The following is a 13,269-nucleotide window of genomic DNA, read 5'->3' as shown; positions in this document are numbered from 1 at the left end:
AAATCATGCATAATCAATTGACGGAAAGCGATATCAAAAAGATGCAGGAGGAAATCGAATACCGAAAGCTCGTTGTCCGCAAGGAAGCGCTGGAGGATGTAAAAGAAGCGCGGGCCCAGGGCGACCTTTCGGAGAATTTCGAATATTATGCTGCAAAGAAATTCAAGAACAAAAATGAAGGCAGGATCCGTTTCCTGGAGCGGATGATCAAAACGGCAGAGGTTGTTTCGGACGAATCTGCAGCGGACGAGGTCGGCATGAATAATAAGGTAGAGGTCTGGTTTGAAGAGGATGACGAGACAGAAACCTACAAAATTGTGACGACAATGCGCCAGGACTCCTTAAAAGGACTGATTTCCGGCGAGTCTCCGCTGGGGAAGGCCCTGCTGGGGCATAAGGTTGGTGACAGAGTTTTTGTGGAAATCGGCGGTGGAGACGGCTACTATGTCGTGATCCGTTCGATCGACAAGTCGGCAGGGGATGACGATGAGCTGAGAAGCTTTTAAACAATAGAATGAAAAAGAGCCTGCGCAAGAGACAGCGAAGATCGCATGGAGACGGAAAAATCTATGAAAATCATGGTGACAGGCGCAGGCGGCTTTGTAGGAAGCCGTCTGACAGCCTATTATGGGGAAAAATACGACGTGTGGGGCGTAACCCACAAAGACCTGGATCTGACGGATGAGGCAGCGGTATTCAAAACAGTGGAAAATTACCGCCCGGATGTGCTGCTTCACTGCGCGGCGGTTTCGGACGTGGCAGAATGCAGTAAAAAACCGGAGCTGTCTCATGCCGTCAATGTGCTGGGAACGGAGTACCTTGCGAAAGCCTGCGGAAAAACAGGAACAAAGCTCGTAATGTGCAGCTCGGATCAGGTTTATTTCAGAAAACGGGGAGAGCAGGAGAGTCTGGACGCATATCTGGAGCCCCACTGGGAGGATTGCATCGAAACGCCGGAGCCACTTTACGGGAAACAAAAGCTGCAGGGTGAGGAGCTCTGCTTAAAATACCAGCCGGAGAGCGTAGTGCTTCGGCTTTCGTGGATGTATGACAGCCTGACAGAGGACGAGCTGGCAAAAGGCAGACGCAACCTTGCAACGATGCTTCGGGAAATGCTCGACCAAAATCAGTCCCGGAAATTTTCGGATACGGACCACCGTGGTGTGACGGACGTAACCCTTGTCGTAAAGAACATGGAAGCAGCGTGGAAACTGCCCGGTGGCATTTACAATTATGGGAGCAGCAACGATGCAAACATGTATGAAACGGTGCGCCGCGTGATGGCGTCCTTTGGGCAGGAAGCCCTTGCAGAAAAAGCGACAGGCGGTAATGTCCGCAACCTGATGATGCGTACAGACAAGCTGGCGCGGCACGGAATTTTCTTTCCGGATACGGCAGCAGGGCTGGAAGCATTTCTGCGGAAAGGTGGCGCACTATGAATGAAATTATAAAAAGTTTATATGACCGGAAATCGGTGCGCGTCTATGAGGACAGACCGATTCCTGAAAAGATGAAACAAATCATTTTAGAAGCTGCTGCACAGGCGCCGAGCGCGGGCTGTCAGCAATTGTATACAATCCTGGATATCACTGATCAGAAGCTAAAGGACGAGCTTGTAAAAACCTGTGATAACCAGCCGTTCATTGCAACCGCGCCGATGGTTCTTGTCTTTTGTGCAGACTGTAAAAAATGGTACGACGCTTATCTGGAAGCGGGCTGCAGTCCGAGAAAGCCTGGCGTCGGCGACCTGATGCTGGCGGTGACGGATACAGCGATCGCAGCCCAGAATGCGGTCGTCGCCGCACAGAGCTTCGGGATCGGCTCCTGTTATATCGGAGACATCATGGAAAATTGTGAAGAACAGCGCAGAATTTTGAACCTGCCGGAGTATGTTTTTCCTGCCGTGATGCTTGTGTTCGGCTGGCCGACGAAGCAGCAGCTCGAGCGGACAAAACCGCAGCGCTGTGACCAGAAACATATCGTGCATGAAAACACCTACCGCAGTATGGATGGAAACGAACTTCGGGAGATGTTCGGATATCAGTGTAAGAACAGAAGCTTTGAAGACTGGATGAATGCGTTCTGCAACCGGAAATACGATTCCGATTTTGCAAAAGAAATGACGCGTTCAGTCGGAGAATACCTGAAACAGTTTGAAAACGAGTAAAAAACACCCTCGGAGCTGGCACTCCGGGGGCGTTTTTGTCCACTTGGACATCATTGCATTTCTATATCTAATTGTAATGCTCGGAAGGTAAAAAATCAATCCTTCCAGCTGCTTTCGCAATCTGCTTCCTCCGCCGACGTATTCTGTCTGCTCTTTTGCAACAGCTCGATAACTGCAGATGACAGCGTAACTGTCAGCAGGGAAAAGAAGATGTTGCGCAGCGGAATGTAGGAAATCGAAAGCATCAGCACGACGAAATCCGTAAAAAAGTAGGAGCGGGAAATTTTCCAGCCGGTCACTTGATGGAGGATGAGCGCCAGTGCGTCATCTCCGCCGGAAGCGCCGCCTCTGCGGACGATTAAGCCTGCGCCGATGCCAACGAACAGACCGCCGAGGATGGCGGCGATAAGTGGTTTATCTGCGTAGGAGGGCAGAAACGGTCCGGTAAATTCCCAGAACCGGTACAGCAGTGCGTAGCAGCAGGTGGAAAAAATGGCATTCTTCAAAAAGTCGGTGCCCAGAAGCTTGAAGCCGATGATATAGCAGGTCATGTCGAGCAGAAAGGAAAAGATGCCGGGTGAAATGCCCGTCCAGTGGTGCAGAAACAGGGTAAGTCCCAGGATTCCGCCTTCTGTGATCTTGCTCTGGCTGTGGACGTTGAATAGGCCAAAGGACAGCACTGCTGCGCCGAGCAGCATGGAACCGTAGTGAAGGATGGTATCTTTATTTAATTTTTGTTGAAACATAAAAGCTTAAAACTCCTCTGACTCTCCGGCGAGCTTCTGGCACAGCGCCAGAAACTGTTCGCCGTATTTTTGGTATTTCAGCTCGCCGACGCCATGAACAGCGAGCATTTCAGTTTTCGTCTGAGGCAGAAGGACACACATGGATTCCAGTGACTTGTCGGAAAAGACAAGATAGGGCGGAATATGCTGTGCCCGTGCGATTTCGGTACGCAGCCTGCGCAGCGCCTCGAAGGGATCGCTGCCGGTGTGCAGGGAAGAACGCTTTCTGCCGGATTTGTCCGTGCCGGGAAGCTGCCCGGCTTTTGCAGGTGTCTGCGTAGTCTTCCTTGCTGCCTTCATCGTGAGTACGGGGCGGAATTCCCCGGACTCTGCATAAAAAGACAGTCCCTTTTCTTTCACTTTTACAATAGGAAACTGATCGTCTGTAACGACCAGATAATCCGTCAGAACGAGATAATTGAGCACCTGCCGCAGAAAAACGATGGTATCCTGGGCGTGCGTTGCGTAGTAACGGTTGGAATCCAGACCAAAACGCAGTACCTTTTCGTTTTTGCTGCCGCGCAGCGTGTCGAGAATGACGTTGACGCCAAAGCGCATGCCGCTTGTTAAGATACAGCCGATCAGGTCATTGGCAAGCTCTGTGATGTCGATGGTTTCAAAGGTATTTAAACAGTTGCTGCAGTTGCCGCAGTAGTTGGAGCCAAACTCACCGAAATAGCGCAGCATGTAGTCCCGCAGACAGTCGGTGGTGTGGCAGTAAAAGGTCATTTTCTTGAGGCGTTCGCGGTCTTGTCTGCGAACCTCCTCCAGTGCTTCGCCGGTCAGCTCTTCGTTATCACGATCCTGTTCGATAAAAAACTGGTTTGTGATAACATCCTGACCGCTGTAAAATAAAATACAATCGGCCTTTGCACCGTCCCGTCCGGCGCGCCCGGCCTCCTGATAATAGCTTTCCATATTTTTCGGCATGTTATAATGCAGGACAAAGCGGACGTTGGATTTGTCGATGCCCATGCCAAACGCATTGGTTGCGACCATGATCGGTGCATCGTCGTAGGTAAAGGCCTCCTGGTTTGCGCGCCGTTCTTCGTCGGAAAGTCCGGCGTGATAGCGGGTTGCCCGAAAACCATCCGCAAGGAGCCTGTCGCAGACCTCTTCGACATTTTTGCGTGTTGCACAGTAAATGACGCCGGAGCTGTCGGGATGGGCGAGCAGATAATCGCGGATGCTGCGGTACTTGTCCTTATCGTGGCGAACCTCGAAATAGAGATTTTTTCGGTCAAAACCGGTCACAGCGACATGGGGATCGGACAGCTCCAGCATCCGGATGATGTCTTCGCGAACTTCCCTGGTTGCCGTCGCGGTAAAAGCGCCGATGACGGGACGGATGGGCAGCGTGCGGACAAATTCCGGGATTTTTAAATAGCTGGGGCGGAAATCCTGCCCCCACTGGGATACACAGTGGGCTTCATCAACTGCCAGCAGCGAAATCGGTGTGGAGGCTGCAAAATCCAGAAAATCTTCCGTCAGCAGCCGTTCCGGCGCAACGTAGATGATCTTATAACGGCCTTCTTTGGCATAAGCGAGGGCCTTTTTATATTGATTCCAGGAAAGAGAGCTGTTTAAATAGGCTGCGTGGACCCCCATCTGATTCAGGGCACGAACCTGGTCCTTCATCAGGGAAATCAGGGGGGAGACCACGAGGGTAACATGAGGCAGCAGCAGGGCTGGAACCTGATAGCAGACGGATTTCCCGGCGCCGGTGGGCATAATGCCGCAGACATCCTGCCCGTTTAACAGACAGTCGATCAGCTCCTCCTGTCCGTCACGGAACGTATCATATCCATAATAGGTTTTTAAAATATCGTATTTGTCCTGCTGTTGCTTCATAATAAAAATCCTTGTCTCGTTTTGCTCCTGCTGTAATGGAACCTATCCTGTGAATCGTAATGGATTGATTTTAACATGGTTTTGAAAACAGAGCAAGTGCTGCAGGGCCACGCACCATTCGGAAAGATGCAAGGGAACTTCAGGGTTAAGAAAAAGGGGATAGAATATGAGTTTTTTCTATCTTGACAGACTGGGAAAAACCCAGCACTATAGAAGTATCTAAGAAGAGAGGAGTACATACCAATGAAAGAGAATTTACCGGTATCCCTGCAGAAGCTGATTCACAAGGTGGAAGAGACCTTTGCAGAGGATCCTGCAATGGTAGAACTGTTTATCAACTGTTTTTCCAACACCCTGGATACAACTGTGAAAAAGATGGAGGACGGCACAACCCATGTTATCACCGGTGATATCCCGGCGATGTGGCTGCGGGATTCCGTTGCACAGGTGCGCCCCTATCTGGTAGCTGCAGCAGAGGATCAGGAGATTTCCGACCTGCTGGCTGGTCTGTCCAGAAGACAGTTTTTCTTTGTAAACCATGATCCCTATGCAAATGCCTTCAATCAGGAAGAAAACGGCAACTGCTGGGATCACGATGAGACGGAAATGAGCGATTGGCTCTGGGAACGCAAATATGAGATCGACTCTCTGTGCTATCCCGTTCAGTTCGCATATCTGCTCTGGAAAAACACCGGACGTACAGACCATTTTGATGACAATTTCGTAAAAGGTCTGCACACCATCCTGAACGTATGGAAAACCGAGCAGTATCACGAGGAGAAATCCCCTTATTCCTTCCAGCGTAAGGGCTGCTACTTTACAGATACCCTGTCCAGAGAAGGCAAGGGCGCTCTGGTAAAATCCGGCGTAGGTCTGACCTGGTCGGGCTTCCGTCCCAGCGATGATGCCTGCATCTACGGCTATCTGATCCCGTCCAATATGTTTGCAACAGTTGTTCTGGGCTATATGGAAACCATTGCACATGAAGTATTAAAGGATGAGGCTCTGGCAGCAGAAGCAGCTTCCCTGAAAAAAGAGATCCACGATGCCATCGAAAGCATGGCGATCGTAGATAACTATTACTATGGTAAGGTTTATGCATACGAAGTAGACGGCTACGGTCAGTATATGCTGATGGACGATGCAAATGTACCCAGTCTGCTGGCTATGGATTACCTTGGCTACGAGGCGGATGACCGTCAGGTTGTGGAAAACACCCGCAATTTTGTGCTCAGCTGTGCAAATCCTTACTATTATGAAGGCAGCTGTGCAAAGGGTGTAGGCAGCCAGCACACCAAGCCTGGCTATATCTGGCATATTGCTCTGGCGATCCAGGGTCTGACCAGCAAGACAAAGGAAGAAAAGCTTGCGATCCTGAACACCATGAAAAATACCGATGCCGGCAAGCACATGATGCACGAGGGCTTCGATGTGAATGATCCTGCAAATTACACCAGAGAGTGGTTCTCCTGGGCAAATGCCATGTTCTGTGAGCTGGTTCTGGATTACTGCGATATCCGCGTGGCACGGTAAGATATACGGGGCGTGTAAATAGCCGGAGACATGGGGGAGGTTATGGAACAGAAGCAACCAAATATTGTTTTTATTATGACGGATCAGATGCGTGGAGATTGTATGGGAATCGCAGGGCATCCGGATGTGAAAACTCCGTTTCTGGATACGCTGGCAGCACGAGGAACGCTGTTTGACAGAGCATATTCGGCCTGCCCCAGCTGTATTGCTGCGAGAGCGGCCCTCCATACAGGGCTTTCGCAGGAAAAACACGGCCGGGTTGGGTATCAGGACCGGGTAACGTTTCGATATCCCCATACCATGGCCGGAGAGCTGGCAAAAGCCGGATATTATACGCAGTGTGTAGGAAAAATGCACGTGCACCCGCTGCGCAATCTGATGGGATTTCATAATATAGAGCTGCATGATGGTTATTTGGGGGCGTATAGGAGGGAGACGGTTCCCTATTATGAAGCTCAGAAGATCGCAGATGATTATTTTTACTGGCTGAAAAAGGAAAAAGGAATTGAGACAGATGTTACGGATACCGGTCTGGAATGCAATTCGTGGGTTTCCAGACCGTGGATTTATGAAGAGTCTCTCCATCCGACAAACTGGGTTACGACCCGGGCAATTGATTTTTTGCGCCGTCGGGACAGGGAAAAGCCCTTTTTCCTGATGGTGTCGTATGTGCGTCCGCATCCGCCGTTGGATGCGCCACAGTGTTATTTTGATCTGTATCGGAACAAAAAGCTAAGGACACCCGCACTGGGAGACTGGGAGAACCCCGGGGAACTGGAGCGGTCCGGCAGGATTTTTGATTCTTCCACAGGACCGGTTGACCCGGAGCTGATCAGGGAGGCGCAGATTGGATATTATGCCTGTATCACTCATGTGGATCATCAAATAGGAAGGCTGCTTCAGAGTCTGACAGAATCTGGGGTTATGGACAATACGGTGATTATTTTTACCTCTGATCACGGAGAAGAATTAGGCGATCACTATATGTTTCGAAAATGCCGTCCCTATGAGGGAAGCTGTCATATTCCGCTGATTATTTCAGGACCGAAGTCATGGATTGGGGGGAAAGAGGGACAGGTTTGCCACAATGTTGTGGAGCTGAGAGATCTTATGCCTACCTTTCTGGATCTGGCTCATGCACCGGTACCGGAGGAAGTAGATGGGAAAAGTCTTCTTCCTATGGTGAAAAAAACGGAGGAACGCATTCGCCCGTGGCTGCATGGGGAACATTTGTATGGAGAGGAATCCAATCATTATATTGTTACGGAGCAGGATAAATTTATCTGGTATTCCCAAAGCGGAGAAGAGCAGTATTTTGATTTGTCAAAGGATCCCAGGGAGCAGCACAATGCAGTTTGTGATGCAGAATATCAGGAAAGAGTTCAGAAAATGAGGGGCTGGATGATCGAGGCCCTGGAAGGGCGAGAAGAAGGATTTGTGGAACAGGGGAGACTCCGGACAGGGGCTCCGATGATAGGATGTCTGAAAAATTCGTTGGTGAATGGATAAAAGGTGCAAAAGATAAATCCTTCATCTGACAGCACTGAGACTCAAAAACCGGGCAGATTTTTTCTGCCCGGTTTTTGAGTCTTATACGTTGTCCTTAGTGGAACGTATCCACGGAATAATCATGATAATGGAAACCAAACCACCGTCCGGGCACATCGCCGGGGAAGTGGGGGGCTTCGTAGGTAAGGAACTGACCCTTCTCGTCCAGCGCCTCTGGCGTATACTGTGCGGTATGCTCCAGCAGAAGCTTCCAGAGCTTTGCCTTGCGTTCCTGCCAGGCAGGATCCTCTGCGAGGTTGTGCTGTTCCATGGGATCGGTATTTAAGTCGAAGAGCAGAACGTGATCGCCGACTGCAGAGTAAACCAGCTTCACCTTTTCCTCCATGACACAGAAGTTCCTGTTTAAACTGTTTCCAAAGAATATACGATCCATGGGAACTGGTTCAAGCAGGTTTCTTCCGCTGACAGAAACAGGGGAAGAAAGCCCTGCCATTGCAAGGATCGTAGGATAGAGGTCTACAAGGTCAGTCGGAGCTTCTACGCTGATGTTCTGGGGAAGGCTGCGTCCCTGGGGAGGCATGATCAGAAGCGGTACATGAGCGCTGCCTTCAAAGAACAGATTCTTCTGGGACATATGGTGGTCTCCCAGCATCTCGCCGTGGTCTGCAGTAAAGATGATCCAGGTGTTTTTGAACAGGTCATTTTCTCTCAGACAGCCAAAGATACGTCCCAGTGCATAGTCGACCTGTGTGATGCAGGCATAGTAGGCGCGTTTGGAAGCAGCGCGCTGCTCTTTACCAAACAGATGCAGGTTCGTGTTTTCATAAGAACCTGCAAGGAAGCCCTGAGGGGTCTCTTCAACGGTTCTGGACCAGTCGCCTGTAACCGCGTCCGGCATCGGGATATTGTCATACAGCTCCCAGAAGTCACGGCAGGGATCAAAGGGCGGATGGGGCTTGGTAAAGCTTGTCCATAGAAAGAACGGACGCGTCGTGTCACGGGTCTCCAGAAAATCGATGGACTCTTCTGCAATCCAGCTGGTGATGCTGTCCTTGACATCTACAGTGGAGATCACAGGCTCTGCCTCACATTCACCGACACCGTGGGCCTTGGGATGTGCAAGAACCTGTTTCTTGTCATATTCGCGCATGTAGTCAAGGGGCAGCTTCATATGCTCGAAGCCATAGTGGGCGCGGGCGGGCTCAAAGTGCATCTTACCCTTTGCACAGGTCTGATAACCGGCGTCTGTCAAAACAGCGGGAAGGGTGGAGCGTTCCTCAGTGCAGGCACGCATAAAAGTCTCATGGGTTGCATTGGAAATCACACCGCTTTCGTAGCCCTGGCGTCCGGTCATGATGGTTGTACGGGACGGAACGCAGATCGGGCAGCTGGCATAGCAGTTTTTGTAGCTGATGCCCATTGCCGCCATATAGTTCAGATGCGGTGTAAAGATACTCTGATTCCCCCATGCGTTCAGAGTGTCAAAACGCTGCTGATCCGTTGTGATCAGCAAAATATTATCCTTTGCCATAATATAAGATAACCTCCTCCGGATGGCAATATTGAGGCAGAGCATGTCAGGATTCTGCCGAAGGACGGACAAGACCGTTGCCTTTATGCACAGTATAAGCCTTACAAAAGTGTGGTGTCTATCCTAAAAAAGTGAGATGGAATATTTCAAAAATCACCCTTTTTTATGCGTAACCACAGTGAAGCAGCAGAACAAAAAACAGGGAGACATACAAAATGCACAAAATTAAGCGCCACTTTTGTATATTGAAGATAATATTTTTATACTGGTATATAACATATTTTAGGTTGTGCGGACAGATTTGCTAATATATAATAAATACATCAGTTCGGAACATAAGAATGTATACCGAATGACGGACGGAACGATTGAATCGGCCCAAAACGATTCAAATTGTTCAAAAATATTCCTGAGAGGGAATCAAAAGTGCAAAAGTGCACAAAAGGAGGAACGTATGAAAAAGAAGAACGTAAACAAGCTTCTTGCGCTGGGTCTCGTTTCTGCTATGACAGCTGGTATGCTGGCAGGCTGCGGAAACACAGCATCCACAACAACAGACAAGGGTGCTGCTGACACAACCGTTACAGAAGCTACGGATGACAAAACTTCCACCGATACCGCGAAGGCAGACAATGGTGAAGTGCCTACTCTGATCTGGTGGAGCATCGGCGGAACACCTCCCGATGATTTCGATAAGACCATCGCAGAGATCAGCGACTATACAGAAGAGAAGATCGGCGTAAGAATCGATGTTAAGATCGCAAGCTGGGCTGACTGGGCAACCAAGATGAACAACATCGTTAACACCGGTGAGTATTTCGACCTGATGTTTGTAAACAATACAAACTACACCAAGTTCGTTAACCTGAACGCACTTGCTGATATTACAGAGCTGGTACAGTCTGAGACACCTGAGCTGTATGATTTCATTCCCGAAGACCTGTGGAGAGGCGCTACCATCAAAGAGAAGGTATACGCAGTTCCTACCTACAAGGATTCTTCTCTGACTCAGTTCTGGATGCTGGATGACTCTATTGTACAGAAGTACGACATTGACATGGAAAGCATTAAGGACTTTGCGACTCTGGATCCCATCATCCACACCATCAAAGAGGGTGAAGGCAAGTCTGTATATCCGATCCATCTGTCTCAGGGAGCTACCTTTAATGGTTTCTTCAACGGCTATGACGGACTGACAGCAGGCGTTGCTGTCATGGGCGTTAAGTATGACGATGAGAGCCGTAAGGTTGTAAACCTGCTGGAGCAGGACGATGTAAAAGAAAACCTGAACTACCTGCATAAATGGTATGTAGATGGCATCATCAATCCCGATGCTAACGTTGTAACAGATGCCGGCAAGGGCGCTATCTTCAGCACAGGTCAGGGCTGGCCTGCAGCAGCAGAGTCCTGGGCATTTGGTCAGGGTATTGAGAAGTATGATGTAACAAAGGTATTCGGACCTCTGTATACTACCGAGACAATCCAGGGTTCCATGAATGCAGTTTCTGCTAACTCCAATTACAAGGCAGAAGCACTGAAGGTTCTGCAGCTGATGAACACCGATGCGAAGTTCCGTAATATGTGTGCATTTGGTACCGAAGGAAACTTCATGCAGTATGAAGAGGATGGCACTGTTACAAAGCTTCGTGATGACTGGGTATGGCCTACTTATACACAGGGTACCTTCTTCATCCTGGCTACACAGTCTGATGGCGATCCGGATGCTTGGAAGCAGGTAAAAGAGCAGAATGAAGCTGCAACCTCTTCTACATGCCTGGGCTTCGTATTCGATCCCGAACCGGTTCAGAACGAAATCGCAAATGTAAACACTGCTTGGGAGAAATACAATAACGACCTGTTAACAGGTGCGATTGATCCTGAGACAACTGTTCCTACCATCATTGATGAACTGAATGCAGCTGGTCTGCAGACTGTTATCGATGAGGCTCAGAAGCAGCTGGATGCTTTCTTTGCTGAATAATGATTCTGTCATCATAAAAAGACCCTCCGGGTTTCCCGGGGGGTCTTTTCGTTTGCGCGCCATGGGCGCGCTCTCGCAGGTGAAAGTCCTGAACATGCCCAGGTAGTGGGAAGGATAACCCCCGATTTAAAGAAACATGGATTCAGATGGATAAGAAAGCAGCCTGTGTACTTCCGAAAAGTGCAAAAAGAGAAAAAAGACAAACCGTTAAATGATAGAAAGAATCATAAGACTTCCTTATAATTATAAAAAGAAAGCGGGGAAGCTGCTTTTAAAGAAGGAGGAAAGATATGAAAAGGAAAACGGGAAACAGAATGCTGACGACTGGACTTGTTTTAGCTATGACGGCAGGAATGTTTGCAGGCTGTGGAAACTCTGCACCTGCGGCAGCAACAGACAACGCTTCTGCAGATACGGAGACCCTTGCAGAAACAAGCGAAACTGCTGCTGTACAGGAGACCGCAAAAACGGATAACGGGGAAGTCCCTACTCTGATCTGGTGGACTGTAGGCGGCACACCTGCAGATGATTTCGATCAGGCAATTTCTGAAATTAGTGATTATGCCGAAGAGAAGATCGGTGTAAGAATTGATGTCAAGATTGCCGGATGGGCGGATTATGATACCAAGATGAACAATATCGTAAATACCGGTGAGTATTTCGATCTGATGTTTGTAAACAACACAAACTACAGCAAATTTGTAAATCTGAATGCGCTGGAAAATATTACAGATTTAGTTCAGTCTGAAACTCCGGATCTGTATGGTTTCATCCCCCAGGAGCTTTGGGACGGTGTTAAAATTCATAATAATGTATATGCAGTTCCTACTTATAAAGATTCTTCCATGACACAGTTCTGGATGCTGGATGATACATATGTACAGAAATATAATATTGATGTGGAGGGCATTAAGGATTTTGCTACTTTAAATGATGCGCTGCAGACGATCAAAGAAGGGGAAGGCAAATCTGTATATCCGATGAAGCTGGCACAGGGCTCTACTTTTAACGGCTTCTTCAATGGTTATGATGATCTGGCAGGCGGTGTTTCTGCAATCGGTGTCTGGTACGAAGATGAAGAACGTAAAGTAGTTAGTCTTCTGGAGCAGGATGATGTGAAGGAAAAACTGAACTGGCTGCATAAATGGTATCAGGATGGCATCATCAATCCGGATGCAAACGTTGTAACAGATGGCGGCAAGCAGTCTATTTTCGGCTCTGCACAGGGCTGGCCTGCAGCAGCTACCACATGGGCATTCAATAACGGAATTGACAAATATGATCTGACGCAGGTATTCGGGCCGATGTATGCGACCGGCACCATCCAGGGCTCCATGAATGCGATTTCTGCAAACTCCAAATATAAAGCAGAAGCGCTGAAAGTTCTGGAGCTGATGAATACAGATTCCAAGTTCCGTGATATGTGTGCATATGGTACAGAAGGCAATTACATGAAATATTCTGAGGATGGTACCGTACAGAAACTGCGTGACGACTGGAACTGGCCTTCTTATACACAGGGTACGTTCTTCATTCTGTCTACGCAAACGGACGGCGATCCGGATGCCTGGGAACAGGTTAAGAAACAGAATGAAACCGCTGTTTCCTCTACCTGCCTTGGATTTGCACTGGATATCACGGATATCCAGAATGAAGTTGCAAACTGCAATATGGTATGGGATAAATACAAAAATGATATGCTGACCGGTGCGTCGGATCCGGAGACTGCAGTTCCTGCCTGCATCGAAGAACTGAAGGCAGCGGGTCTGGATAAAGTCATCGAAGAAGCACAGAGACAGATTGATGAGTTTTTTGCCAAATAAACAGCATCAGATTGTATAAAAGTGATAATGCACAGCATGATAGGCTCTCTCGGCATAAAATCCGGAGAGCCTATTATATATAGGAAAAA

10 protein-coding genes are annotated in these 13,269 nt (G+C 48.8%); 7 read left to right on the top strand and 3 right to left on the bottom strand.

What is annotated here, in order from left to right:
* Nucleotides 1–5 precede the first annotated feature (5 nt).
* From greA to ACLTOQ_RS12655, 3 genes are all read left to right on the top strand, one after another.
* Nucleotides 6–506 (top strand): transcription elongation factor GreA, encoded by a 501-nt coding sequence (gene greA / locus ACLTOQ_RS12665; protein ID WP_308728294.1) that lies wholly within the window; start codon nt 6–8, stop codon nt 504–506.
* 63 nt (nt 507–569) lie between these two features.
* Nucleotides 570–1,439 (top strand): SDR family oxidoreductase, encoded by an 870-nt coding sequence (locus tag ACLTOQ_RS12660; protein WP_412319583.1) that lies wholly within the window; start codon nt 570–572, stop codon nt 1,437–1,439.
* Entirely contained in the window at nt 1,436–2,167 is a 732-nt protein-coding gene (locus ACLTOQ_RS12655) for a nitroreductase family protein (protein ID WP_021914394.1), read from the top strand. The genes ACLTOQ_RS12660 and ACLTOQ_RS12655 overlap by 4 nt, the downstream gene beginning before the upstream one ends.
* A 95-nt stretch (nt 2,168–2,262) precedes the next feature.
* On the opposite strand, the gene ACLTOQ_RS12650 is transcribed toward ACLTOQ_RS12655, so the two are convergent.
* Together ACLTOQ_RS12650 and recQ are read right to left on the bottom strand one after the other, a co-directional pair.
* Nucleotides 2,263–2,913 carry a YitT family protein gene (locus ACLTOQ_RS12650; protein ID WP_337598139.1) on the bottom strand — a complete coding sequence of 217 codons (651 nt, stop codon included), beginning with the start codon at nt 2,911–2,913 and terminating at the stop codon, nt 2,263–2,265.
* A 6-nt stretch (nt 2,914–2,919) separates the two neighbouring features.
* Nucleotides 2,920–4,803: a DNA helicase RecQ gene (gene recQ, locus ACLTOQ_RS12645; RefSeq protein WP_412278968.1), complete on the bottom strand. Its 1,884-nt coding sequence runs from the start codon at nt 4,801–4,803 to the stop codon at nt 2,920–2,922.
* Nucleotides 4,804–5,046: 243 nt separating this feature from the next.
* On the opposite strand from recQ, the gene ACLTOQ_RS12640 reads away from it, so the two are divergent.
* Both ACLTOQ_RS12640 and ACLTOQ_RS12635 read left to right on the top strand, forming a co-directional pair.
* The gene (locus tag ACLTOQ_RS12640) at nt 5,047–6,336 is read left to right on the top strand and encodes a glycoside hydrolase family 125 protein (RefSeq protein WP_118496871.1); all 1,290 of its coding nucleotides are present in this window, start codon (nt 5,047–5,049) and stop codon (nt 6,334–6,336) included.
* A 42-nt stretch (nt 6,337–6,378) separates the two neighbouring features.
* Entirely contained in the window at nt 6,379–7,845 is a 1,467-nt protein-coding gene (locus ACLTOQ_RS12635) for an arylsulfatase (RefSeq protein WP_412271850.1), read from the top strand.
* 94 nt (nt 7,846–7,939) lie between these two features.
* Here ACLTOQ_RS12635 and ACLTOQ_RS12630 read toward each other — a convergent pair whose 3' ends face one another.
* Nucleotides 7,940–9,376, bottom strand: a complete 1,437-nt coding sequence (locus ACLTOQ_RS12630; protein ID WP_412287145.1) for a sulfatase-like hydrolase/transferase — start codon at nt 9,374–9,376, stop codon at nt 7,940–7,942.
* Nucleotides 9,377–9,830: 454 nt separating this feature from the next.
* Here ACLTOQ_RS12630 and ACLTOQ_RS12625 point away from each other — a divergent pair, with 454 nt between their 5' ends.
* Both ACLTOQ_RS12625 and ACLTOQ_RS12620 read left to right on the top strand, forming a co-directional pair.
* Nucleotides 9,831–11,357, top strand: coding sequence for an ABC transporter substrate-binding protein (locus tag ACLTOQ_RS12625; RefSeq protein ID WP_118496867.1), 1,527 nt, complete (start codon nt 9,831–9,833; stop codon nt 11,355–11,357).
* A gap of 290 nt (nt 11,358–11,647) precedes the next feature.
* Nucleotides 11,648–13,180, top strand: a complete 1,533-nt coding sequence (locus tag ACLTOQ_RS12620) for an ABC transporter substrate-binding protein (protein WP_412271854.1) — start codon at nt 11,648–11,650, stop codon at nt 13,178–13,180.
* Nucleotides 13,181–13,269 lie beyond the last annotated feature (89 nt).

The organism is Gallintestinimicrobium sp. (assembly GCF_046968865.1).
Taxonomy (GTDB): Bacteria; Bacillota; Clostridia; order Lachnospirales; family Lachnospiraceae; genus Gallintestinimicrobium; species Gallintestinimicrobium propionicum.
The sequence above is the reverse complement of the archived record's forward strand: the minus strand, read 5'-3'. Positions and strand labels throughout refer to the sequence as shown.

What these genes read in the sequence shown, in the direction of transcription:
- greA (WP_308728294.1), top strand. Translation starts at nt 6, where the DNA reads ATGCATAATCAATTGACGGAAAGCGATATCAAAAAGATGCAGGAGGAA.
- ACLTOQ_RS12660 (WP_412319583.1), top strand. Translation starts at nt 570, where the DNA reads ATGAAAATCATGGTGACAGGCGCAGGCGGCTTTGTAGGAAGCCGTCTG.
- ACLTOQ_RS12655 (WP_021914394.1), top strand. Translation starts at nt 1,436, where the DNA reads ATGAATGAAATTATAAAAAGTTTATATGACCGGAAATCGGTGCGCGTC.
- ACLTOQ_RS12650 (WP_337598139.1), bottom strand. Translation starts at nt 2,913, where the DNA reads ATGTTTCAACAAAAATTAAATAAAGATACCATCCTTCACTACGGTTCC.
- recQ (WP_412278968.1), bottom strand. Translation starts at nt 4,803, where the DNA reads ATGAAGCAACAGCAGGACAAATACGATATTTTAAAAACCTATTATGGA.
- ACLTOQ_RS12640 (WP_118496871.1), top strand. Translation starts at nt 5,047, where the DNA reads ATGAAAGAGAATTTACCGGTATCCCTGCAGAAGCTGATTCACAAGGTG.
- ACLTOQ_RS12635 (WP_412271850.1), top strand. Translation starts at nt 6,379, where the DNA reads ATGGAACAGAAGCAACCAAATATTGTTTTTATTATGACGGATCAGATG.
- ACLTOQ_RS12630 (WP_412287145.1), bottom strand. Translation starts at nt 9,376, where the DNA reads ATGGCAAAGGATAATATTTTGCTGATCACAACGGATCAGCAGCGTTTT.
- ACLTOQ_RS12625 (WP_118496867.1), top strand. Translation starts at nt 9,831, where the DNA reads ATGAAAAAGAAGAACGTAAACAAGCTTCTTGCGCTGGGTCTCGTTTCT.
- ACLTOQ_RS12620 (WP_412271854.1), top strand. Translation starts at nt 11,648, where the DNA reads ATGAAAAGGAAAACGGGAAACAGAATGCTGACGACTGGACTTGTTTTA.